This window comes from Nocardioides sp. DN36, assembly GCF_055380375.1.
Map to the genome: position 1 here is coordinate 184,294 of NZ_AP043822.1, position 21,151 is coordinate 205,444.

Below are 21,151 nucleotides of genomic sequence, written 5' to 3' on the forward strand. Positions count from 1 at the left end.
GCGCCGCGACCACCGGAGCACACGCTTGACCTCTTGGTTCACCGCCGCGGCGTCACGGACGAGAGTCGGCCGAAGAGCAGTGGGCATCGGACCACGCGTCGAACGGTGCGGCGGACGCGCGACCAGAAGGACGTCGAGAAGGCGGCGCCTGATTCCTTGCTGGCTCGGCTCATCAGGCGATGAGCGGTCGTCGAGGCGTCGCTGGGAGACGTCGTGGAGGCGCGAGCTCGTTGCACACTGACCGGCCATCTGATGTGCGCTCGGCACTCACCGCGCGACCCAACTCGTTCGCATGATGGGAGCCACGATCAGAAGAGCTTGGCGACATGCTCCCCGAGGTGTGTTGCCGGGTGCTCGCCGTACGACCAAGAGAGGTGCCACCTCGTGAGTCGGAGCCCAGTTGTGCTGAACAATCTGCCTGGCGCGCCCACCCTGCCCCCGGACGAGTGGAAGCACGAACGCTCAGTCGTCGACCCGAAGGTGCTAGGTATCAAGATCGACTCCGAGGACCACCCGTGGATGCCGAGCGGGTACTTCGACCAGAAATACTTACGGCTGAACATGGAGACGGGCGAGTGGATCATCATCGTCAAGATCCCACCGGGCAAGCCCGTGCCCTACCACAAGCATCATGCCCCGCTGTTCCTGTGGGTCTTCGAAGGCACTCTGAACTACATAGAGGAGCAGTGGTCGGCTGGTCCTGGCACCCTGGTCTACGAGCCGCCCGGCAACACCCACACGGAGGTGTCTGACGACGGGTGCACCGTGCTGATCTGGAGCAGCGGCCCCTTGGAGTTCCTCAATGAGGACCTCACCCCCGCGGTGGTGCGCGATCCAGTGATGTGGAAGCAGGAAATCGAGCAGTTCCACGCCGTGAACGACCTCCCGATGCCCACGTCGCCGGGCTACTTCTGGTGATGAGTTGAGCGGGCACATCGACGGGTTCAGACCTTTCCGGGTCGAGGCTGCCGCATCCGACCTCGAGGACCTAAAAGCGCGGTTGGCCGCCACCCGGTTCCCCGACCAACTCGAATCCTCGGACGGTCGATTCGGCCTGTCCACCGAGTACGTCCGCGATCTCTGCGCCTACTGGCGAGAGCAGTTCGACTGGTCCACTGTCGAAACGACGTTGAACCAGTTCGATCAGTACCTCACCTCGGTGGACGGCGAGAACCTTCATCTCATCCATCACCGATCTCCACGCGAGGATGCCACGCCGCTTCTGATGCTGCACGGCTGGCCCGGGACGGTCTATGAGTGGCACAAAGTCATCGAACCCTTGGCCAGCCCACCAGCCAACCAGGCCGCATTTCATGTCGTGTGCCCCTCGCTGCCCGGATTCGCCTGGTCCGGCCCGACGACCTCGCTGGGCTGGGATGTACGCCGCATGGCACGCGCATTCCTCGATCTGATGGAACAGCTCGGCTACGAGCGGTTCGCGATCCAGGGCACGGACTGGGGCTCGATGATCGGCACCGAAATGGCGTTGGCTGACCCCGCGCGTGTGTTGGGATTGCATCTGAACCTGGTGCTGGTTCGCCGGCCACTCCGCGAAAGCCCCGTCACGAGCACCGAACGCGCAGCCATGAAACGTGAGGAGGCGTGGCTCGCTGAGGAGATGGGCTACGACCTCATCCAGTCCACCAAGCCCCAGACCCTGGGACACGCCCTGAACGACTCGCCGGCGGGCCTGGCGGCGTGGATCGTGGAGAAGTACCAGAACTGGAGCGACTGCGAAGGGAACGTGGAACGACGCTTCAGCAAACACGAACTGCTGGCGACCGTAACCGCCTACTGGCTGACAGGCACCATCACCTCATCGATGCGCCTTTACCGCGAGTACTCGTCGATGAGGCCAAGGTTCGGGTATGACCAGGCTTTCGTCAACGTGCCGACAGCTTGCGCGATGTTCCCTCGCGAGATGTACCACCCGCCCCGCAGTTGGGTCGATGCCCGCTATGACGTGCGCCGCTGGACCGAGATGGCGGCCGGTGGGCACTTCCCGGCACTCGAGGAGCCGGGGCTCCTTGTCGAAGATGTCCGTGCGTTCTTCGGTGAACTTGGCTATTGACAAGCGCTCAAGGATGTTCTTAACGAGGCAACGCATTGGGGCGATTCCGTTCAGGATGGCTTCCCGGGCGTGGAACTGGCGTCGGGCTGCTCGACCGACGCCCACGGAATCGCACTCTCCTATGCCGCTGAGCGCGCACCCGTCACGCTGTTGCCGCGATCCGGGGTGACATCGAGGTAGGAGCGGGGAAAAGACGGGTGAGTCGTCGGTCGGTTCGCGCACGCGAGTGCTGCACTGCGGACCAGTGATGATCTCGTATGTACGCGCGGAGGACAGGCCCGATGACGTGCACCAGCTCCGGGCAAGGTGATGGTCGCCGCCGATGCGCGGGGCCCCTCTAGACCGTTCGGCCATGTGGCGTCGACAGCGCGGTGGAGGCCTTTAGATTCCGCTGATATGCGCCCGCAGAGATGCCGATACTCCAGATCCGGGCTGGGAGCTTAAACGCTCGGTCGCTTGTCAGCGACGGCTGAAAACTGACCCCGGAGCGTCGGCCGAATTTTGACCCCCTTCGCACTGACTCTCGAGCTCAAGCGAGCTCGAGAGGAGAAGGGAGTTGTTGTCTGTGGAGGACTGGGCTGAGATCCGCCGGCTGCGTCGAGCGGAGGGGTTGGGCATCAAGACGATCGCCAAGACGTTGGGGATCTCGCGGAACACGGTGCGGGCCGCGATCGCTTCGGACGCGCCGCCGAAGTATCGGCGGCGGCCGGCGGGGTCGGCGGTGGATGCGTTCGAGGACGCGATCCGCCAGCAGCTTGCGGCGGTGCCGACGATGCCGGCGACGGTGATCGCCGAGCGCGTGGGGTGGACGCGTGGGATCACGGTGTTCAAGGAGCGGGTCGCTGAGCTGCGGCCGGCCTACCTGCCGCCGGACCCGGCGGGCCGGACGACCTATGTGGCCGGGGAGATCGCCCAGTGCGACCTGTGGTTCCCACCGATCCAGCTGCCGGTCGGGTTCGGGCAGACCCGTGGCCCCAAGCAGCTGCCGGTGTTGACGATGGTGACCGGCTACTCCCGCTGGCTGTCGGGGATCTTGATCCCGTCGCGGCGGGCCGAGGACCTGTTCGCCGGCTGGTGGCAGCTGATCTCCGCGCTCGGGGCGGTGCCGCGGCTGTTGGTCTGGGACGGCGAGGGCGCGATTGGCCGCAACCGTGGCGGCCGGATCGAGCTCACCGGCGATTGCCAGGCGTTCCGCGGGGTGCTGGGGACGAAGGTGATCGTGCTCAAGCCGGCCGAGCCGGAGCACAAGGGCATCATCGAACGTGCCCATGACTACCTGGAGCGCTCGTTCCTGCCCGGGCGGGTGTTCAGCGACCCGGCCGACTTCAACGTCCAGCTGCAGGGCTGGCTGACCCAGGTCAACGCCCGCACCCGCCGCGCGTTGGGCTGCGCTCCGACCGACCGGATCGCAGCCGATCGGCAAGCGATGCTCACCCTGCCACCGGTCGCCCCGGCGGTCGGCTGGCGGCACTCGACGAGGCTGGCCCGGGACCACTACGTGCGGCTGGACTCCAACGACTACTCCGTCCACCCCGCGGTGATCGGCCGCCGCATCGAGGTGGTCGCCGACCTGGACCGGGTCAAGGTGTTCTGCGAAGGCCGCGTGGTGGCCGACCACCAGCGGGTCTGGGCCTGGCACCAGACGATCACCGACCCCGAGCACCTGCAGGCCGCCAAGACGCTGCGGCGGACCCGCGTCGGGGCGTTGCGGCCGGTCCGCGACGCCGAGACCGAGCTCGCCGTCGAACAACGCCCGCTGGGCGACTACGACACCGCCCTCGGCATCGACCTCGGCGGTGAAGGCGGGTTCGCATCATGACCGCCCGAAAGACCGCGGCTGCTGCGCAGCGCGACCTGGCCAGTGAGGTGAGCTTCCTGACCCGGGCGTTGAAGGCGCCGACGCTGCGGGAGGCGGTGCCGCGGTTGGCTGAGCGGGCTCGGGCGGAGTCCTGGACCCATGAGGAGTTCCTGGTCGCCTGCCTGCAACGCGAGGTCTCCGCCCGGGAGTCCCACGGCGGTGAGGGCCGGATCCGGTCCGCCCGGTTCCCCGCGCGGAAGAGCCTGGAGGAGTTCGACTTCGACCACGCCCGCGGGCTGAAACGCGACCTGATCGCCCACCTAGGCACCCTCGACTTCGTCGTCGCACGCGAGAACGTGGTCTTCCTCGGCCCACCCGGCACCGGGAAGACCCACCTCGCCATCGGCCTGGCGATCAGGGCCTGCCAGGCCGGGCACCGGGTGCTGTTCGCCACCGCAAGTGAGTGGGTGGCCCGGCTCGCCGAGGCCCACCACGCCGGCCGGCTCCACGACGAGCTGGTGCGGCTCGGCCGCTACCCGCTGCTGGTGGTCGACGAGGTCGGCTACATCCCCTTCGAGCCCGAGGCCGCCAACCTGTTCTTCCAGCTCGTCTCCAGCCGCTACGAGCGCGCCTCGCTGATCGTCACCTCCAACAAGCCCTTCGGCCGCTGGGGCGAGGTCTTCGGCGACGACGTCGTCGCCGCCGCGATGATCGACCGGCTCGTCCACCACGCCGAGGTCGTTGCCCTCAAGGGCGACTCCTACCGGCTCAAAGACCGCGACCTCGGCCGAGTGCCGGCGTCGACAACCGAAGAACCATGACCACCAAGGGGGTCAATTTTCAACCGGCGAAAAGGGGTCAATTTTCGGGCGGCGTTGACATCGCTCAGCCGCCGTGTCGCTGCGAGGTGACTGCCGTGGGGGAGGTCAGCGGGGTTTCACCGGAGTATCACCGGACTGGCCCCCCAAACTGGTGGGGCCGAGACTTGCCCGAAGCGCAGAACCGCAGGTCAGACGCCTGTTTTGGAGCCGCCTGTCGGAATCGAACCGACGACCTATTCATCATTGTCGAGTAGAGCAGGGTCACCGCGCCCACCGCCAGCGCAGTTCGACGGCGAAAGATGGCCGCGCAGAAGGGCGGCCTTTTCACCGATGGTGCAAGAGGTGTGTCGCTTCTCTTCATCTCTGGGCCACCTGCCCAGAGCAACGGTCAGCTGGGTGGCCGTCCAGGTCTGACCCAGACCTGCAGTTGATCGTCCGCCTTCATGAGCTGGCTGGTGACGTCGACCGTGATTCCCAGTCGCCGGGCCGCCTGGCGTGCCGCCCAGTTGAAGTCGACGATGCGCTGGGTCGGCCGGAGGTCGAGGCGCGCGACGTACTCACCGGCCACGGACAGTGCGGCAGCGATCTCCACGATCAAGTCCTCTGCGCCCACTTGTCGCATCGCAGCATCGTTGATCGCCGAGAATCGATCGTGGTGCGCCCAGGGGTTCATCAGATGCCGCCTCCGCCCGACTTCAAACTGACCGAGCTGGTCGAATCAGCTGAGGTGAATCCCGAGATGCCAGCCGCCTGCATTGGTGTGCCGGTGCGGGTCCAGGAGCCGCGGGACGATTGGGAGAGTCCTTGGGAGGAGCGGAGGGAGAAGACCCGCACCGGCTGACGCGAAGGTAGAACTGACGAGACTCGCTACCGGGAGGTAGTACCGCAATGTGGATGTGAACCAGGCCACACTCGACGGGAGAGGTGATCTCACCTTCTAGTCAGCCGCCCTCGCACCAGCCGAGCGCGCGAGTTCGGCCAGACGCGCGGCGCGAGATCCACCGCAGCCAAGGGCTTTCTGGATCTCCAGCCTTGAAACCCGGCCGGTCGGTGCCGCCATGTCGAGCCGACGAATCAGTTCCACGGCGCTGCCATCGTCAAGAGCGGCAGGCCGGTCGGCATCGCGGCCATTGCTGCTGCCGGTGCGAGAAGGCGGCAGCATGCCGAAGATGCCGCCAGCATCCAGTGCATGCGTAGGCCCTCCTGCGCCACTGCCGGTCAGTCCAGTCGCTACCGGCTGCGCAGCCACCGGCCTGATGTTCGCTTCCTCCGGTCGCGGCCGTCCGTTGCGGCGGGCGAGGCCGGCAAGGACCTCGATGCCGAGGGCAAGCGCCAGAGGCGGCCAGGCAGCGACGGCACGAGCGGTTGCCGTCGGTTCGGCCGAGGCGATGTTCGCCACGAGCGATGCCGAGATACCGAGTCCGAGGAGCAGCCAGGTCAGGGCTGCCGGCCGGCGGCCGGCACGGGAATCGGCCAGCAGCACCGAGACGGCAGCTACAACCGCGCCGTCGATGGAGATCGGCAGCAGCCAGGACGTCAACTGCGTCTCGCCGGCACGAATCGCCACTGATCGAACGTGCGAGAAGCTGATGACAGCCGCCGTCACCGCCACCAACAGGACACCGACGGCAGCTGTTCGAGCAGCACGCCGATCTGGAGTGGCCATGATCGAGCTGCACCTCCCGAGGAGCCTTCCACCGCCACTCAGTGCAGCACGAACAAGAGCCTCGGAACGGCGTGCGCGACTGATCTGTGGAGAACTCGGGTTCTGGATCGCCGGGGGCCTTGCTTCGACGTTGTCAGCCCGTCAGGTGTTCAAGATGCGGCTCCGCGAGCCGGACCAGTTCCTCGAGCACGAGGCGCCCGCGCTCGGCCGATGCGAGCGACGGCCGGCCGATGATGCCGGACTGCGAATAGCCGGCCACTCCGATCTGGTGGAGGTGGGTGCGCTCCGGCGCCACCCAATCGTCGGCGTCACCACGAACCAACTCCGGGGCGACGTGCAGGAGGATCGAGGTCTCGAGCTCGCCGCCGTGCATGTCTTCATGGTTCGAAGTCGTGAGGCCGCCAGCCTTGCGAGCTTGCTCCCAGTCGTCGCGGTGCGGGAACAGCGCCATGCGGCACGTGCCGACGTTGCCCTCTTGAGCCACGTTGCCGAGCACGTAGTTGCCGCCGTGCCCGCTGACGAGGACCAGCTTGCGAACGCCGCGTTGGTCGAGAGATGCGGCGACGTCCTTGACGACGGCGTACAGCGTCGCGGCGCTGATGCTGACCGTGCCGGCGAAGTCGCTGTGCTCGTGGGAGCAGGAGATCGTCACCGGCGGCAGCAGCATGAGGTCGTACTGACTAGAGACTGCCTCGGCGACCGCGCACGCGACGATGGAGTCAGTCGCGAGCGGAAGGTGACTGCCATGCTGCTCGAAGCTCCCGATGGGGAGGACCGCAATGCTCGCGTTGCGCGCGGCCTCATCGCTCGACGTGGCGGTGGGAAGGAAGTCCACCTCTCCTCCTCGGCGCCTCAGTCCGGCTCGCCCGAGTAGCTCCGGAACTCTGAGACCACCGTAGACCGCTCATGCGGTGCGAGTCTCTTGTCCAGGGCCTTCAGAACGGCCCGCGTGCGCGCAGAAGGGGCGACGGTCGCGAGATCGAGGGCGTCCTTCCCACTCGCGCACGCCGCCGCGATGTTGCCCCGGGCCGCCTCGACCAGGGCCAGGCGGGCGTGCGCCAAGGCATGATCCCGTCGGAAGCCATCCGGCCAGGTGTCCACGGCCTCCGACAACCGGTCGGTCGCCACCTCGTACATACGCATGCGGGCTGCCGCGGAGCCCGTCTCCATGAGGACGTACGCCGGCGTGCAGTAGGCGAAGTGGGTCGGCGCATCTGACCCGCCGACCGCGAGAGCCTCGAGCGCCTCGTCCGCGGCCCGATCACTCTCGAGCTGATTGCGAACGGTGGCGTGCGCGATGGCGACCTGGCGGGCGAGCAACGCGCGCAGTTGCGGCGGGAAGCGGCTCGGATCGCTACCGGACGCCGCCTCAGCCAGATTGAGAGCACGCACGGAATCACGCCGTTCAGAAGCGATGGCGCTCTTGCGCATCAGCAGGTAGGCGCGAGCCGTCGCGTCGTCGCTGCCCTCGACGAAATCCAGAGCCCGGTCCGTCAAGCGCTCGGCCTCCAGCACGTCGCCGGCGTCCTGGCAGAGCCAGCCGGCGAACTCGGCGAATCGCGAGCACAACGCCAGGATCTGCACCCGCAACGATCCCCGAGCCTCCGCCGCCACCCTTTCGAGCTCCGTGACGTGCTGGACGGTCAGCCCAATGAGGTAGCCGGGGCCGACCGCGTTGTCAGCGCGGGCGTACTCCTCGAGCACACCGCTCAAGGACTCGACCAGATCGCTCGAAGGCTGACCGTCGACCATCGGCCTGGGAAGCCACAGCGCCGGTTCGGACTGCAGGCCCAGATCCGCCGCAGTGGTGCTGTAGACCTCGGCGAGCAATGAGGAGTACACCTCATCCGGCTCGACGTGGCCGTTCTCCCACCGGGAAACCTGAGTCTTCAGGCTGGCTCGAGTCGGAGGCGAGACCCCCCGCGCAACGCTCACGCGCTCCAGCTCGGCAATAAGACGCATCTGCGACCAGCCGCGTGACTGCCGCGCTGCCTTGAGTCGTGTCGTCTCCACCGTGGCTCCGCTCCCGAGAACTGCACATCGAGTGCAGCACAGGGCGAGGACGAGATCACAGACCATGACGGACAACTGTGGATAACCAAGGCATCACCGGTGTTACCCGATGTCATCTTCCCCGGGTCAGCACGTCGGTGTTCCATCGAGGACAACGAATCCGGCTCGGGAGGCATCGTGGCGACGTTTGACCCACAGAAGCGACCAAGGTGGAGTCCTCAGGACCTCGGGGAGTTCGTCGACCAGGTGCGCGACGACCGCCTGTTCGCCCTCTGGATGCTTGTCGCGACCACCGGCATACGGCTGGACACCCTGCTCGACCTTCGGCGGGGCGATGTCGACATGCAGGAGGCGCGTCTGAGTCTGGCCCCACAGCGAGTGCAGCGTGACGACGACGTCCCTCTCTCCGTGGTCAAGCGCTTCGCCCTCGACCCCGACGCTCACGAAGCCCTGCGAGAGCACGCCATCACGTGGGACAGGGAGCATGTCGACCGCAGCCGATTGCGATCGGAGCTCCTGTTCACCTCGAACGAGGGCACGCGACTGGACCCAGAGGCGGTGAACAGCCTCTTCCACCAGCACTGCCGTCGAGCGGGCCTGTCGGTGGTCCCTCTTCAGGCCATGCGCCAGGCGTACGTCGTCGCGGCGATCGAGACCGGCATACCCACGGCCGTTCTCGGCGAGCGTTTGGGCCGGAAGGTAACGCCCACGACGCTGGGCGCGGTTCCGCGCGTCGATCCTCCGAACCAGCAGATCACCGCTGGCCGACGTGGCCGAAACACGCCCGCGCGCAACCTGGACAGGAGAGGGCCGTGGCGCTCGCCAAGCTTCTGACCGTCGAACAGGCTGCTGACGCACTGAACACCACGCCACGGTTCGTCCGGCGACTGATCGCTGAGCGGCGGATCTGCTTCCACCACGTCGGTCGGCACGTCCGCATCGCCGAACGCGACTTGGAGGCGTTCGTAGAAGCCGGCCGGGTCAGCACCCCTGAAGTGAACTGGCACGGAGGGCGGGCAGTCTGATGGCACGGCGTCGACGCTTCGGTCTCGTGCGGAAGCTGCCCTCCGGTCGCTGGCAGGCGTCCTTCATCGGGCCGGCGGGCAAGCGCCAGGCGGCGCCCCACACCTTCGCGACCAGAGCAGACGCGGACCGATGGCTGGCCGCAGTGGAGCTCGATCTCAGCAGGGGAACCTGGGTCGACGAGCGAGCCGCAAGCGTGCCGTTCCTTGACTACGCCGAGCAGTGGTTGAACGACAACCGGCGCTTGGGCCCCCGATCGCGAGAGACTCATGAGCGAAACCTGCGTCTGCACCTCGCACCGCTCGCGACTATGCCGGTCCGTTCGCTGACCCCGACGCTGGTGCGTACCTGGTACGCGACCGCCATGCGCGGCAAGGGTGGCAACACGTCGATCGACCAGTCGTACCGGCTGTTGCGCGCCATCCTCAACACCGCTGTGCGTGAGGGGCTGCTTGCGAAGAACCCGTGCCAGATCCCCGGCGCGGGGAACACGCGGGCCAAGCGACGCACCGTCGCCTCGCCCACCCAAGTTGCCGACCTCATCCGCGAGATTCCTGGCCCCTACAAGGCGGCCGTCGCGCTCGCTGCCTGGGGCGGCCTCAGACGAGGCGAGATCCTGGCCCTACGGCGCGCTGATCTCGACCTGGAGGCCATGACCGTGAGCGTGCACCGCAACCAGGTGGAGCTTCTGTCGTCGCGGTCCAGGTTCGACGCGAAGCCCAAGACCGATGCCGGCTATCGCACGGTGGCGTTGCCGCCGCACGTGATCCCGCTCCTCCGCGACCACCTTCGGACCTACGCCGGAGAGACCCGAGTCTTCGTCTCGAGCACGGGCGGCCCGATGCCCGGCGACAGCCTCACGCAAGCGTTCTCCCGCGCACGTGACCGACTGGGCATGACCGGCTTCCGCTTCCACGACCTGAGGCACACCGGTCAGACCTTGGCAGCCGCGACCGGCGCCACACTTGCCGACCTCATGAAGAGGCTCGGGCACTCCTCCCCCGCTGCTGCGATGCGGTACCTCCACACCGTGAACGGCCGCGACGAGGCCATCGCTGAGGCGCTCAGCGTCATCGCCGAGCACGGCAATGCCGCTCACCTGCCGAAGTCGGTGACGATCAAGTGATGTTGCACGTGGACTGCACGCCGGCCGTCTCCGCGGTCCTGACCTGCGGTTTCGTTCTGCCTGAAAAGCGGACGCGCCGATCTACCCTCGGACCGTGGCGAGCAAGAGACGAGTCAAAAAGGCCGCGAGGGCAGCGTCGTCGACGAGGTCGAACTCGCGCCTGGTGAAGCTTGCAGAGAAGCAGGCGGCCGCAGACGCCGCGTACAAGAAGGCGCTCGGCTTGGACCCGGACTCAAGGCTGCCCAAGGCGCTTGGGGACACAGCCGGCCATGGCGGAGCACAGCCTCAGGTCGGCCTCGGCAGCCGTGCGCGCGGTACTCGAACCTTGCCCAGCAACCGCGCCACCCCGCCGAAGAAGAAGTAGGGCAACATTGAACGAGGAGGGCGCCGAACCACGGCGCCCTCGACGATCTACCGGCAGGTCCAGGTCAGAACAAAGCCATCTGTGCTTCGTCGACCGAGGCGAGGGCACGCGCGATTCGTTCGTCGTCCCAGCCGTCCGCGACAGCGGCACGCAGTGCCAGCGACCGCCGATACATCGCCTCTCGGCCGAGCATCCGGCCCCGGTAGCCGCGGGCGCCGCTGCGCCCATGCTGAGCGATCCGCGACAGGTTCGCGGCTTGGGTAGAGCCCTCCAAGTGATCCAGGAGTGTGCCGTCGGCCCGCACACAGACCGGGTTGTCGCACACGACGTGCTCGACCACCGGTGGAAGGTCGATCGACTGCCCTTCGGCCAACGCCCACGCCACCCGATGCGGCCGCAACACACGCGGACGAACTTGCAACCGGGATTGGACCCAGAAGCGGCCGTACCCGTCGTCGCCTATGGCGCCGGTCCATATCCAGCAGTCTGTCTCGCCAGGGCCCTTCACGACGTACGACCAGAACCGGTCGATTTCATCCGCCGTGAGCTGCATGAGCGCAACCTAACCGCCGGCACCGACACTTCTGAGGCCTGTGTGTTGGGGTCAGGACCAGCGTCGAGACTCCTCGTACCGGACGCGCTCTTGGTACTCGTGCTCGGCGCAGTAGCGTCCGTACCTCAGCGCGTCGGCCGGACAGCCTGGCCACTCACAGGGCCCGGCACCGGGGAGCCCTGATTGCCACCGCTCCCGAAGAACGCCGAGCAGCCACCACAGCCTCGTGATCTTGCCGAGCCACCACACCAAGGCGACGAACCCGACCGCGACAATCAGCGAGAGCGTGAACCCGACTGCATCCAGCACGTCGTCGCCCGCGAGCTGCACAGCCTGGCCTCGCATCGTCACTCCCACCCGCTGGCTCCGGCCAGCCTGTACGTCACCGTAGTAGAGCCGCCCGACGTCGCGGCTGTCCGCGGCTCAGCGGGCGTACCCATGGTTGCTGGCTGGCAGCGTGAAGAGGCCGTGATCGGCAGCCGCAACCGGCCCGCTGGCGGCAGGGCGCAACGCCGCCTCCTGCAACGCGGCGGCCGTAGTCGACGGTGCGGCCGGAGCCGCGGGGGGCGGCGCCGGTGCCTGTTGGTCGAGAAGCTCGAGCAGGTCGGTGGGCTCGTCGTCGACCGTGAGCGGGAGCGCACGCGCGATCGCGGCCTTCTGGCGGTCCCACACCTTCCGCAGCGCGGCGAGATGGTTTCCGTAGGCCTCGTCCCACTCGGCTTGGGCCACTTGGTGTTCCTCGTCGGACTCGAAACGCCGGCGCCATGGCCAGCCCCCGCGAGCGTCACTGAATCCGCTCCAGCTGCGGTTCTCGTCGCGTTCGGTGCGCCGCAGCGTGTCCAACTCCTCGCGCAATGGCTGCGGCAGGGCCGCGCCGTACGCTGCGGCCTCGGCCCAGGTCACCTTCAGCACGACCTTCGGCCTAGTGCGTCGCCACGCCTGTGCGGTGCCGGCGGCGCCGGCGTCACCGGCCTCGCGCAGGGCCGCCTCGGAGAACTGGGAGTGGTCTTCGAGCCAGACCGCTTTGCGGTTGTAACTGATCCAGCAGCCGTCCTGCGGCGCCGACCGGCCACCCTCCAGCGTGCCGCGCTCGCGGAGACGATCCAGCAGAGCATCGGCGGCCATGGCGGCACCCAGGGTGCCGAGCAGGTTCTGCTGGTCCCGGTTCAACATCCTGACCCCCACCCTTCACCGGGCAGGTGCGGTCGAGACCGTGTGCCGCTGGCTGTCTTCGTCGCGGTGGCGGCGGGCCGCGTCGCTGCGGGCCTGGTCGAGGGCGGCCAGCTGCAAGGTGGTGCTGCGGCCGTGCGCGTCGTCGGGGACCTCGGCGGGGACGCTGGTCGGCTCCGCGTAGTGCTCGTCGAGCTGGTCGACGATGCGGGCGCAGACGGCGTTGAGACGCGGGTTGTTCGCCACCTTGTTCTGGGCGTACATGACGCTGGTGTGGTCCTTGCCGAAGTAGGCGGCGATCGCCGGGAGGGTCAGTCCGCCGCGGCGTGCCGCCGTCATCGCGACGGCGCGGGCGTCGGTCACAGCCCGATGGCGGTCGGCGCTGAGCACGGCGTCGCGGGTGGTGCCGAAGGACTGGGCAGCGGTGGCGATCGCGATCGCGCAGATGCCGTCGGGGCCGACGTCGGCGACCTCGCCGGTTGCGGTTTCGGCGGCGTTGACCTGGGCGGCCAGCGCGATCGCGAGCGACCGTAGTTGCGCTGCGTTCATCTGATCGAGGGTGCGCTCGACGGCGGCCTGGTTCGCGTTCGCGACGAGCGCGGCGAACGCCGCTGCCTGCTTGGCGGTGAGCTCCCCGCCGGGCGTCTTGACGCGATCGTCGGGCTGGTCTTGCTCGTCGACGAGCCGGAGCCGACGGCTGGTGTCGGGCGTAGCCACTGTCGTTACCACCTTTCGTGAAGGTCGTCGTGTTCGGGCTTCGGGTCGTCGGGTTCGCTGGCGGCCGCTGCCAGCTCCCCGGCCCGCTCGACGTCGTCGCGGTAGCGCTGTCGGCGGCCTCGGCGGACCCGTGTCGAGGCGTGGCTCTCGTCGCGCTCGCGCCGGGGCCGGGGCTGGTGCTTGCCGGGCTGGCAGCCGTCGCCGAGCCGGTCGCGGAGCCGCTCGAGGAATCCGGGCAGCGCGTAGCGATGCCAGTCCTCCAACGCAGCCGGGGTGACGGCGAAGCTGGTGTAGTAGCGGCTGCAGGCGAGGACCGCGAGGTCGTGCACCAGGTGGGGGTGCGCGGGCCAGCACTCGGGGATGCCGGGCCGGGTCACGTTCCACAGGTGTTGCTCGTTGACCCACATCGCGACCAGGTCCAGCCACGCCCACAGTTCGGAGCGCATCAGCCCGGTGCACGTGGCCGGGTCCCACGGCCGCGGCATCTGCGCGAGCTCGCGCAACTCCTCCTCGTCTGCCGGAGGCTCGACCGTGGCCTGCTGAAGTTGTTCCATCGCCGTGCGGATCGTGGGACCCGGCTCGGGGAACGGGCGCACCATCAGCCCGCCCAACGGCATCATTCCGTTTCCGTTCGGGGCTGCGGCACCGCTCGCCGCGGCGCGGGAGGCGACCTCTGAAGGGTGCATCGTTGTCATCGGCTGCTCTCCCTACTTCGGCATCCCGAGGCGCTGCCGGGTCCGGGACACCGGCTCGGTCGCTGCCGTCGGCGCGACAGCGGAGGTGGGTTCGGCCTCGTCGTCGCCGCGGGCTACTCGCCGGGCTCGCTGCTGTGCGGCCAGCAACTGCTTGCCGCGCTTGCCGTCGATGCACCGGTGAAGGTTCGCGATGATCGGGTCGTACATCTCAGCCAGCACCAGGGCCTTGCGCTGCTCGATGCGGCGCAGCTCGGCGGGTTCGAGGATCGGCACGCGGCGCTGGTCGTAGGAGCGGTCCATGACGCCGAACAGCTCGTGGCCACGAGCGGAGTACCGGGTCTCGGTGTGGCTGGTCGATCCGATCAGGTCAGAGAGCTCCTGATAGAAGCGGATGTCCTTGCCGCCACCGAAGACCACCAGGTTGTTGGAGAGCCCGTAGATGGTGCGCGCCTCGTCCTCGCCGTAGCAGACCACGAACTGCCGCCAGGTCTGGGCGGCGAGGATGAAGGAGAGCCCTAGGGCCCGCTCGTTGGCCATCCGGGTCGACAGGGTGGGGATCGGGGCGGTCGAGGGCAGCTCGTCGAGGCAAGCGAGGAACGGCGGGCATAGCCGGCCGTGTGGGGAGGTCTCCCCCAGCCGCTTGGCCGTGTCCAGGATCTGCTCGGTGACTGCGGTCATCAGCGGTGAGGCACTGGCGTAGGGGTCGTCGCGGCCCAGCAGATAGATGGTGCCGCCTGCCTTGATCAGTGCCTCGAGGTCAGTGGCGGGGCGGGCCGTGGAGGGGACGCAGCGTTCGCGGATCGAGCGCTGGAAGAACAGCGCCATCGCCTGCTGGACGGTGGTGATCGTGTTGCCGGCGGTCCGCTCGTCGCCGTACAGGGCGCCGCGCAGCAGGCCGTCCCACAGGGGTTCTGCGGCGGGATGGGTGCGCAGGATCTCCTCTGCCTGGGGGTACTCGCGGGGGCTGGAGACCCACATCAGCACCTCTTCCAGGCCGATGCCGGCGATCGCTGCGGCGTGGAAGTAGGCCTGCAGCACCTTCGCGCACTCCCCGGCGTAGAACCGAGCTGCCTGATCGGACGACTGCGCGGTGGCGCCCTTGATCGTTCCGGCGGCGAACGCCTTAGCTCGCCGCTCGGCGAGGATCGACTCCTCGCATCCCGCGATCGGGTCCCACACCAGCTCCGGGGCACCGGGAGCGAGGTTGAACGGGTCCAGGACCGCGACCGGTCGTCCATCGCGCTGGCGGGCCTCCAGGGTGAGGAACAAGTCTTCGGGCTTGGTCAACGTCACCAGCGCGCCACCAGGCGCGTCCAGCAGTGCCGGTACCAGCAGATCGAGGGTCTTGCCGGAGCCTTGGGGGCCGATCACGCAGGTCGTGCGGTCGAAGGGCACCCACAGTTCGGGTCCGCTGCGGCCTGCCTGGCCGAGGCGCCAGCCCACCTCGTGCGGGTTCACGTGCTTGAGGGCTGTCATCGTGCTTCCTTCCGCTGCCGGTGTTGGGCTAATGGGTGGGTGGCGGCTACTTGCCGTCGGCACGCGTCCGGCGCCCGGAGCCCGCGTAGAGGTCGGGGCGGATCACCGCGGCGCTCTTGCGCAGCCGCGGAATCCCGAGCGCCTCCGCGGCCTGGGTCGGAGTTGCCAGGCCGTGCCGGGACCCGGCGCCGGTCAGGTCCTTCATCCACATGCCGACCACGACAGCGGAAACGATCACCAGGACCTCGCCAAGGACCGTGAGGGTCCACATCGCCGGATTCGGCGGTAGGGTGCCGGCGACCTGGCCGGTCAGCCCCACGCCGTAGTGGCCGCGCAGCAGGCCTCCGTAGGCCGGCAGGAGGTGCCCGTTCGGCAGGGCGAAGACGCCCGCTGTCATCCAGGCGACGAGGGCCTGCACGACCAGCGGGGTGAGCAGGATGAAGAAGATCCCGGCAAGGAGGAAGGCCACCGTGAACTCCCCCTGAGTGGGGGCAGTGTTGGTGAATCGGGCCCGGCGGGAACGCTCCATGCTCATCGTGCCGCCGCCGTCCACGTCCCTGCGGGCGTCTGCCACCGGTGACACGGGAAGTCCATCGGTCCCCGCTGATCGGGGATCACCGCGACGGTCCCGTTCGGCCAGTCCAGGCGGCCCTGACCGTCGAGGACCGCGGCTTCGGCGGGGTCTGCATGGTCGGGACGGACCAGCCCCAGACACGTGATGTCGTCGTTGAGCAGCGGCCGGCCGGTGAGGCCGTTGCCGCCATGCGAGGTCAAGATCGTGCGAGCCGCGCCGAGCGGAAGCAGGGCGAGTCGGTCGTCGTCGACCAGGTCGATGTCGTCGACTACGACAAGACAGGCTCGGGGTCGGCAGTCGACAGCGACCGGCTGCTCCAGCTGGTCGGGGCGCGCAGGGTCGCAGCGCAAGTCGGCCCACTCGCTGGGTGCCTGTGCGTACACGTGCACATGGCGCGAGGTGTTCGCCAACCACCACCGGGTGAGGTAGCGCGCGATGGTGGTCTTGCCGCGGCCGCTGTCGCCGACCAGCAGCAGTGGCCGGGCGTTGGTGGTGTCGAACCCGGCGGCCCGGCCGTCCACTGTGGTGCCGATGCGTACGTCCATGTTTGGTAAGGCAACTCCGCGCGGGGTGGATCGGACACAACGAGCGCATCCGATTTGCGGAATCCTGCAGGGCTGCCTCTGATTCGTCCCGCTTACGCGGCCGCAGCCGGCATGCCGCCGAGGTCGAACGCCTGCTTGGGCAGGGCCCAGGTGACCGAGCCGCTCGGGGTGTGGACGTCGGCGAATCCCACGCAGCCGTAGACCCCGTTCGCGGCGCAGCCGTAGTCGTTGCCGAAGATCTTGCCGCCGCCGACGTAGATCGCCACGTGGCCGACGCCGTCGCCGCGGTTGTAGGAGACCACCGCACCTACGGGCGGGAGTGGGTCGAGCCCGGTCCCGTGGGCCTGGGCCAGTCCGGCGTTGATGATCCCTTGGGCGACGTCCTCGCCGTTCCCGTAGCCCCGTCCGACGCCGGGACCGCCGTAGACCGCGTCGACGACCTTGGGGCACTGGTTCTTGTAGGTGCACGGTGCGCCGCGGGTCCACGACAAGCTGCACAGCCCGGTGGAGGTCTTCATCATGGCGTCGACGCGTGCCGAGAGCGCGGCCGACAGCTCTCCGGCGACCTGGATCGGTGAGGCGGTGCAGCCGGTGTCGGCGACGTTCGTGGCGCCGCCGGCGGTGGCGGCGACGGCTTGCCGGGCGACGTCGAGGAACTGGCGGTAGTCGGTCTTCTCGAAGGGGATCCAGTCGGCGAACTTGGCCTCACCGGACCCGGGGCGCGCGGAGTACAGCGCGAAGGCGTACTTGGCGTTGAGGAGGGGGTCGAAGATGTCGGCCTGGGTGTTCCAGCCGGGCACCTTGCCCTTGTGCTGCGCGGAGATCTGCCACAGCCCGAAGTGGCTCCCGTTGGTCGCCCTCGGGTCCCACGTCGACTCGACGCGGGCGATGGCCACCGCGGTGACGAGGTCCTCGCCGCGGAACCCTGCCTGGTAGGCGGCCGCGGCTGCGACCTTGGCGGCATCGATGTTCCCGGGAGCGGAGACGTTCTGCAGCAGCACCGTGCCGAGGTTCCCGAAGGTCGGGCATGGCGGGCAGCCTGCCGGGCTGGTGCCACCGGGCAGCGTGCCCGCGGGTCCGTTCCCGCCCGGGCCGGCACCGTTCATGTCCATGCGGGTCAACAGCGCAGGGTGGTCGGAGTGCACGGCGGCCTTGCTGATCTCCCAGGTCCTGGCGACCTTCACGGGGGCGGCGTAGAAGTTGTAGATGACGCCGGAGTCCTTGGTGTAGCGGTAGCCGGCCGCTGCCATCCGGGGCGCAGCCGCGTTGGGGCCGTCGCTGGGGTGGGAGTTCATGTCGCCACCCAGAAGCACCGGACCGTACGGGGCGAGGACGCCGACCAGGTCGATCAGGTAGTCCATGCCGAGTCCGTACTGCTCGACGCGGCTCATCGGCGGGTTTCCCCACTGGCGGGGGAACCGGTAGGCGTTGGTCATGTGGTGCGTCGCGATGACCGACACGACCGCGCCGTCGGATCGCCGGAAGATGCCCCAGGTGGCGAACCGGTCCCAGAGCTTGTTCTGACCCTTGAAGACGGTGTGGTCGTCGTCGACGATCTTGACGCGGCCGCCGTCGAGCAGGCTCCAGGTGTCGGATCGCCACATGATCGCGCTCCCCATGGCCTGGCCTGCGTCGTCGCTGTCCGCCGGCTGCTTCTCGCGGTAGGCGTCGTAGCCGGGCGCAGCTGCCCTCATCTGCGACAGCGGCACGTCCTCGACCTCGTTGAGGGTGATGAAGTCGGGCGACGGCGCGGCGAGGGCACGGATGCCCGGGGTCGCCCCCGAGCGCAGCTTGATGTTCGCGTTCGCGACCAGCACCTGCCCGTTCACCGGGCCACCCGGGGTCGCGGTGATGCCCGTTGGCATCACGCCCCGCCCGGGGGCGCTGCCGCCGGGCGCACCGGGGGTCGGCCCGGCCAGCTGCACGGTGGTGTGCACGAACGGGTGGTCGGTGTACTCGTGCGCCCCGTCGTTGGTGCTCCGGTCGACGACAGTCCCGGAGAACGTGACGCCGGGGCTGCCCATGATCCAGTCGATCTGGTTGTCGTTCTGGTTGGCGGCCGACCAGCCCGATGCCAGCGACAAGAACAAGCGCTTGAACCGGGTCTTGTCGTTCATGTCGCCGGTCAGGAACAGGGGCGTGCTCGGCTCGTCGGCCTGCAACCGCTGGAGGGCCTGGGCCTCGGCACGGACCGCGGCATCGCGCATCGCGTTGGTGCCACCGACGGCGCCGGCGGGGTTGTGGGTGTTGAGCACCCAGACCGAACCGAGGCCCCCGCTCGAGGTGAACCGGGCCAGCGGGATCTGGATCACCGGGCCGCCGTACCGGATCGAGACGTAGCGGACCTCATCGAGCTTCCACACGGACGGCTGGTACGCGATCGCGTTCGCGGTCGACGGCTGGCCGCCGCCGTTCTTGCCCTTCACGATCGCCCAGGCGCCGTTGGTGGCGTTGAGGAAGGCCTGTGCCTGCGGCGGCTCGAACTCCTGAAACCCGATGATCGAGGTCGCGGAGGCGCCGATTTTGGTGACCATGTTCGGCACCCGTTCGCGATAGGGGCGCTCGCCGGGGTGGGGGTTCCTCGTGTAGTGCGAGGCGCCGCGCCAGTTGAGGGTGCCGATTCCGAAGGACCCGCCCGCACCCGCGTTGGCTGTGGTGGCGCACGCCGCGCGGACCGCCTCGATGTTCGCGCTCCCCATGCCCAGCACCAGCAGCATCAAGGGAGCGATCATCACCAGCGGCAGGCCGAGCAGGATGCCCTTCTTCACGACTACGGCCTCCTCAGATCGCAGCCGAGCACGGGCAAGTTCGCCGCAAGACGGTCGGAAATCTGGGGAACATTCACGCCGCAATCTCTAGGAACTCAGGTTCGATCGGACGCCCGGAGGTCCTGATCTGAGTTCGTGCAGGTCGCGCCGGTTCGACACTCATCAGCACTTGGATTGAAGACTCGTCACTCCGATCGACTGTTTCAGTGTACTGTCGACGCATGATCGCCTCGCTTGAAGTCGGTGACTGATGGGTTTGGTGGCGTTGCCGGGTGGCAGCGCTGTTGATCCGGCGTTGATAGGTGCGCAGGCGGCCGCGGACTTCGAGCAGGAGATGGTTGATCAGTACGCGTTGGCGATGTCGGCGGCGGGTTTGACGGATCGCCACATCGGCTCGACGAGGGCGATCGTCATCGAGTTCGCTCGGGCGTTGTCGACTCCGCTGTGGGAGGCCACCTGCGCGGACGCGGACGCCTTCTTGGCACAGCAGCGCCGGTTGGGGCTCAGCGTGTCGACCCGCGCGGGCAAGGCCGGCGCGCTGGCGGGCTTCTACGAGTTCGTGATCGCCCGCTACGAGGGCACGATCCGCCGCGCGACCGGTGTCTTGGTCGAGCAGCCGATCGATGAGTTCAATCGCCAGTCGGGGGCATCGCTGGGCAAGGTCCGGGTTCCGCCCTCGGATGACGAGATCGACTCGCTGTTCACCGCCTGGCGCGGGTCGGTCACCCAGGCGCGCAAGTACCGACCGGCGGCCCGCGACTACTTCGCCGCCTCGCTGTGGCGCCGACTCGGGCTGCGGATCAACGAGACCGTCATGCTCGACATCCGCGACTGGCGCCCCGATCTGGGTGAGTTCGGCAAGCTGCACGTCCGCCACGGAAAGGGCTCCCGCGGCCGCGGACCCAAGCAACGGCTGGTGCCGGCGATCAACGGCGCGAACCAGTTGATCGACTGGTGGCTGGCCGAGGTCCGCCCCCAGTACGGCGAGGATTGGGCCGATGCGGACGCGCCGCTGCTGCCGTCTGAGCGGTTCGACCGCGATCTGGATCGGTGCGGACGTGTGGGCGCGAACGCGCTGCGCCGCGCGCTGGGAATCCAGGTCGAGGAGTGGTTGCCGGCGTGGTCGGGGCGGATGACGCCCCACGTGCTGCGACATTACTGCGCGTCGTCGCTGTACGCGGCGGGTATGGACATCAAGGCGATCCAGGAGCTCCTTGGACACCAGTGGCTGGCGACGACGTCGGGCTACCTCCACGTCCGCAGTGACCACATCGAGCGCGCGTGGAACAGCGCGAGCGACCGCGTTGAAGCCCGTCTGGGCCTTCTTGCCGACTGACCGAACTGACCCGACTGATGCACTGAAGGAGAGGATCCAGATGCAGTGGAGCCTGCGACTGCGAGCCGCCGAACGAGGGATCTGGAAGTCCGCGCAGCTGCGCCGGATGCTGGCAGATGCCGGGCTGGTGATCTCCGCCGGGAAGATGTCGTCGTGGTGGGCCGGGACCCCGCCGACGATGCGCCTCGAAGAGCTCGACGTGCTCTGCGCCGTGCTCGAATGCACCCCGAACGACCTGATGACACCCGAGCCGGACAAGGTCGCCGCGCGCCGTCCCCGCACTACCGAGGCAGCCAACGGCAACGGCGGAAACGGGAACGGGGATCCGAACGACGACGGTGGTACACCACCGGCGGTCACCCCGCGGCTCGGCAAGCCCCGCTCGACCCCGCCGCTGTAACCCTCGCCCACATCGGCCACGGCGACGAGGAGCAT

The 21,151-nt window shown here is 68.3% G+C and carries 22 protein-coding genes; 9 read left to right on the forward strand and 13 right to left on the reverse strand.

What is annotated here, in order from left to right; all coding sequences use genetic code 11:
• Positions 1-402: 402 nt before the first annotated feature.
• The 4 genes from ACZ43H_RS00815 to istB all read left to right on the forward strand — a co-directional run bounded on the left by ACZ43H_RS00815 (position 403) and on the right by istB (position 4,690).
• On the forward strand, positions 403-918 hold the full coding sequence (locus tag ACZ43H_RS00815; RefSeq protein ID WP_052295564.1) for a cupin domain-containing protein: 516 nt from the start codon (positions 403-405) through the stop codon (positions 916-918).
• 4 nt (positions 919-922) lie between these two features.
• Positions 923-2,071, forward strand: a complete 1,149-nt coding sequence (locus ACZ43H_RS00820) for an epoxide hydrolase family protein (RefSeq protein ID WP_011776851.1) — start codon at positions 923-925, stop codon at positions 2,069-2,071.
• 556 nt (positions 2,072-2,627) lie between these two features.
• Positions 2,628-3,890, forward strand: coding sequence for an IS21-like element ISAau2 family transposase (istA, locus tag ACZ43H_RS00825; protein ID WP_043806887.1), 1,263 nt, complete (start codon positions 2,628-2,630; stop codon positions 3,888-3,890).
• Positions 3,887-4,690 (forward strand): IS21-like element ISAau2 family helper ATPase IstB, encoded by an 804-nt coding sequence (gene istB, locus ACZ43H_RS00830; protein ID WP_011776848.1) that lies wholly within the window; start codon positions 3,887-3,889, stop codon positions 4,688-4,690. The genes istA and istB overlap by 4 nt, the downstream gene beginning before the upstream one ends.
• A 388-nt stretch (positions 4,691-5,078) precedes the next feature.
• Here istB and ACZ43H_RS00835 read toward each other — a convergent pair whose 3' ends face one another.
• From ACZ43H_RS00835 to ACZ43H_RS00850, 4 genes are all read right to left on the reverse strand, one after another.
• Positions 5,079-5,363, reverse strand: a complete 285-nt coding sequence (locus ACZ43H_RS00835) for a hypothetical protein (protein ID WP_011776847.1) — start codon at positions 5,361-5,363, stop codon at positions 5,079-5,081.
• 264 nt (positions 5,364-5,627) lie between these two features.
• Complete coding sequence (locus ACZ43H_RS00840; protein WP_011776846.1) at positions 5,628-6,356, reverse strand: DUF2637 domain-containing protein; 729 nt, start codon at positions 6,354-6,356, stop codon at positions 5,628-5,630.
• A 133-nt stretch (positions 6,357-6,489) separates the two neighbouring features.
• Positions 6,490-7,191: a creatininase family protein gene (locus ACZ43H_RS00845; RefSeq protein WP_011776845.1), complete on the reverse strand. Its 702-nt coding sequence runs from the start codon at positions 7,189-7,191 to the stop codon at positions 6,490-6,492.
• Between the two features lie 17 nt (positions 7,192-7,208).
• Positions 7,209-8,369, reverse strand: a complete 1,161-nt coding sequence (locus tag ACZ43H_RS00850) for a helix-turn-helix domain-containing protein (protein ID WP_143711723.1) — start codon at positions 8,367-8,369, stop codon at positions 7,209-7,211.
• Positions 8,370-8,615: 246 nt separating this feature from the next.
• On the opposite strand from ACZ43H_RS00850, the gene ACZ43H_RS00855 reads away from it, so the two are divergent.
• Genes ACZ43H_RS00855 through ACZ43H_RS00865 form a run of 3 tightly spaced genes read left to right on the forward strand, consistent with a single transcriptional unit; the run spans position 8,616 to position 10,518 of the window.
• On the forward strand, positions 8,616-9,203 hold the full coding sequence (locus ACZ43H_RS00855) for a tyrosine-type recombinase/integrase (RefSeq protein WP_464583052.1): 588 nt from the start codon (positions 8,616-8,618) through the stop codon (positions 9,201-9,203).
• The gene (locus ACZ43H_RS00860) at positions 9,182-9,394 is read left to right on the forward strand and encodes a helix-turn-helix domain-containing protein (protein ID WP_052295563.1); all 213 of its coding nucleotides are present in this window, start codon (positions 9,182-9,184) and stop codon (positions 9,392-9,394) included. The genes ACZ43H_RS00855 and ACZ43H_RS00860 overlap by 22 nt, the downstream gene beginning before the upstream one ends.
• Positions 9,395-9,420: 26 nt before the next feature.
• Complete coding sequence (locus tag ACZ43H_RS00865) at positions 9,421-10,518, forward strand: tyrosine-type recombinase/integrase (protein WP_464583054.1); 1,098 nt, start codon at positions 9,421-9,423, stop codon at positions 10,516-10,518.
• Between the two features lie 428 nt (positions 10,519-10,946).
• Here ACZ43H_RS00865 and ACZ43H_RS00870 read toward each other — a convergent pair whose 3' ends face one another.
• The 9 genes from ACZ43H_RS00870 to ACZ43H_RS00910 form a co-directional block, all read right to left on the reverse strand.
• Positions 10,947-11,435, reverse strand: a complete 489-nt coding sequence (locus ACZ43H_RS00870; protein WP_011776840.1) for a hypothetical protein — start codon at positions 11,433-11,435, stop codon at positions 10,947-10,949.
• A 51-nt stretch (positions 11,436-11,486) separates the two neighbouring features.
• Positions 11,487-11,792 carry a hypothetical protein gene (locus ACZ43H_RS00875; RefSeq protein ID WP_043806879.1) on the reverse strand — a complete coding sequence of 102 codons (306 nt, stop codon included), beginning with the start codon at positions 11,790-11,792 and terminating at the stop codon, positions 11,487-11,489.
• 66 nt (positions 11,793-11,858) lie between these two features.
• Positions 11,859-12,608, reverse strand: coding sequence for a hypothetical protein (locus ACZ43H_RS00880; protein ID WP_011776838.1), 750 nt, complete (start codon positions 12,606-12,608; stop codon positions 11,859-11,861).
• Between the two features lie 15 nt (positions 12,609-12,623).
• Positions 12,624-13,322, reverse strand: coding sequence for a helix-turn-helix domain-containing protein (locus ACZ43H_RS00885; protein ID WP_011776837.1), 699 nt, complete (start codon positions 13,320-13,322; stop codon positions 12,624-12,626).
• A 5-nt stretch (positions 13,323-13,327) separates the two neighbouring features.
• Positions 13,328-13,942: a hypothetical protein gene (locus ACZ43H_RS00890; RefSeq protein ID WP_464583057.1), complete on the reverse strand. Its 615-nt coding sequence runs from the start codon at positions 13,940-13,942 to the stop codon at positions 13,328-13,330.
• A gap of 87 nt (positions 13,943-14,029) precedes the next feature.
• On the reverse strand, positions 14,030-15,493 hold the full coding sequence (locus ACZ43H_RS00895) for a type IV secretory system conjugative DNA transfer family protein (RefSeq protein WP_011776835.1): 1,464 nt from the start codon (positions 15,491-15,493) through the stop codon (positions 14,030-14,032).
• A gap of 46 nt (positions 15,494-15,539) precedes the next feature.
• The gene (locus tag ACZ43H_RS00900) at positions 15,540-16,022 is read right to left on the reverse strand and encodes a hypothetical protein (protein ID WP_464583060.1); all 483 of its coding nucleotides are present in this window, start codon (positions 16,020-16,022) and stop codon (positions 15,540-15,542) included.
• Positions 16,023-16,024: 2 nt separating this feature from the next.
• Entirely contained in the window at positions 16,025-16,612 is a 588-nt protein-coding gene (locus tag ACZ43H_RS00905) for an ATP-binding protein (protein ID WP_011776833.1), read from the reverse strand.
• Between the two features lie 92 nt (positions 16,613-16,704).
• Positions 16,705-19,380, reverse strand: a complete 2,676-nt coding sequence (locus ACZ43H_RS00910) for an endonuclease/exonuclease/phosphatase family protein (RefSeq protein WP_043806877.1) — start codon at positions 19,378-19,380, stop codon at positions 16,705-16,707.
• A 250-nt stretch (positions 19,381-19,630) separates the two neighbouring features.
• Here ACZ43H_RS00910 and ACZ43H_RS00915 point away from each other — a divergent pair, with 250 nt between their 5' ends.
• Both ACZ43H_RS00915 and ACZ43H_RS00920 read left to right on the forward strand, forming a co-directional pair.
• Positions 19,631-20,716 carry a tyrosine-type recombinase/integrase gene (locus ACZ43H_RS00915; protein ID WP_043806875.1) on the forward strand — a complete coding sequence of 362 codons (1,086 nt, stop codon included), beginning with the start codon at positions 19,631-19,633 and terminating at the stop codon, positions 20,714-20,716.
• 40 nt (positions 20,717-20,756) lie between these two features.
• Positions 20,757-21,116: a helix-turn-helix domain-containing protein gene (locus ACZ43H_RS00920; RefSeq protein WP_011776830.1), complete on the forward strand. Its 360-nt coding sequence runs from the start codon at positions 20,757-20,759 to the stop codon at positions 21,114-21,116.
• Positions 21,117-21,151: the final 35 nt, after the last annotated feature.

Coding starts and splice junctions, on each gene's coding strand:
- istB (WP_011776848.1), top strand. CDS start 3,887: ATGACCGCCCGAAAGACCGCGGCTGCTGCGCAGCGCGACCTGGCCAGT.
- ACZ43H_RS00835 (WP_011776847.1), bottom strand. CDS start 5,363: ATGAACCCCTGGGCGCACCACGATCGATTCTCGGCGATCAACGATGCT.
- ACZ43H_RS00840 (WP_011776846.1), bottom strand. CDS start 6,356: ATGGCCACTCCAGATCGGCGTGCTGCTCGAACAGCTGCCGTCGGTGTC.
- ACZ43H_RS00870 (WP_011776840.1), bottom strand. CDS start 11,435: ATGCAGCTCACGGCGGATGAAATCGACCGGTTCTGGTCGTACGTCGTG.
- ACZ43H_RS00880 (WP_011776838.1), bottom strand. CDS start 12,608: ATGTTGAACCGGGACCAGCAGAACCTGCTCGGCACCCTGGGTGCCGCC.
- ACZ43H_RS00890 (WP_464583057.1), bottom strand. CDS start 13,942: ATGATGCCGTTGGGCGGGCTGATGGTGCGCCCGTTCCCCGAGCCGGGT.
- ACZ43H_RS00895 (WP_011776835.1), bottom strand. CDS start 15,493: ATGACAGCCCTCAAGCACGTGAACCCGCACGAGGTGGGCTGGCGCCTC.
- ACZ43H_RS00900 (WP_464583060.1), bottom strand. CDS start 16,022: ATGGAGCGTTCCCGCCGGGCCCGATTCACCAACACTGCCCCCACTCAG.
- ACZ43H_RS00905 (WP_011776833.1), bottom strand. CDS start 16,612: ATGGACGTACGCATCGGCACCACAGTGGACGGCCGGGCCGCCGGGTTC.
- ACZ43H_RS00915 (WP_043806875.1), top strand. CDS start 19,631: ATGGGTTTGGTGGCGTTGCCGGGTGGCAGCGCTGTTGATCCGGCGTTG.
- ACZ43H_RS00920 (WP_011776830.1), top strand. CDS start 20,757: ATGCAGTGGAGCCTGCGACTGCGAGCCGCCGAACGAGGGATCTGGAAG.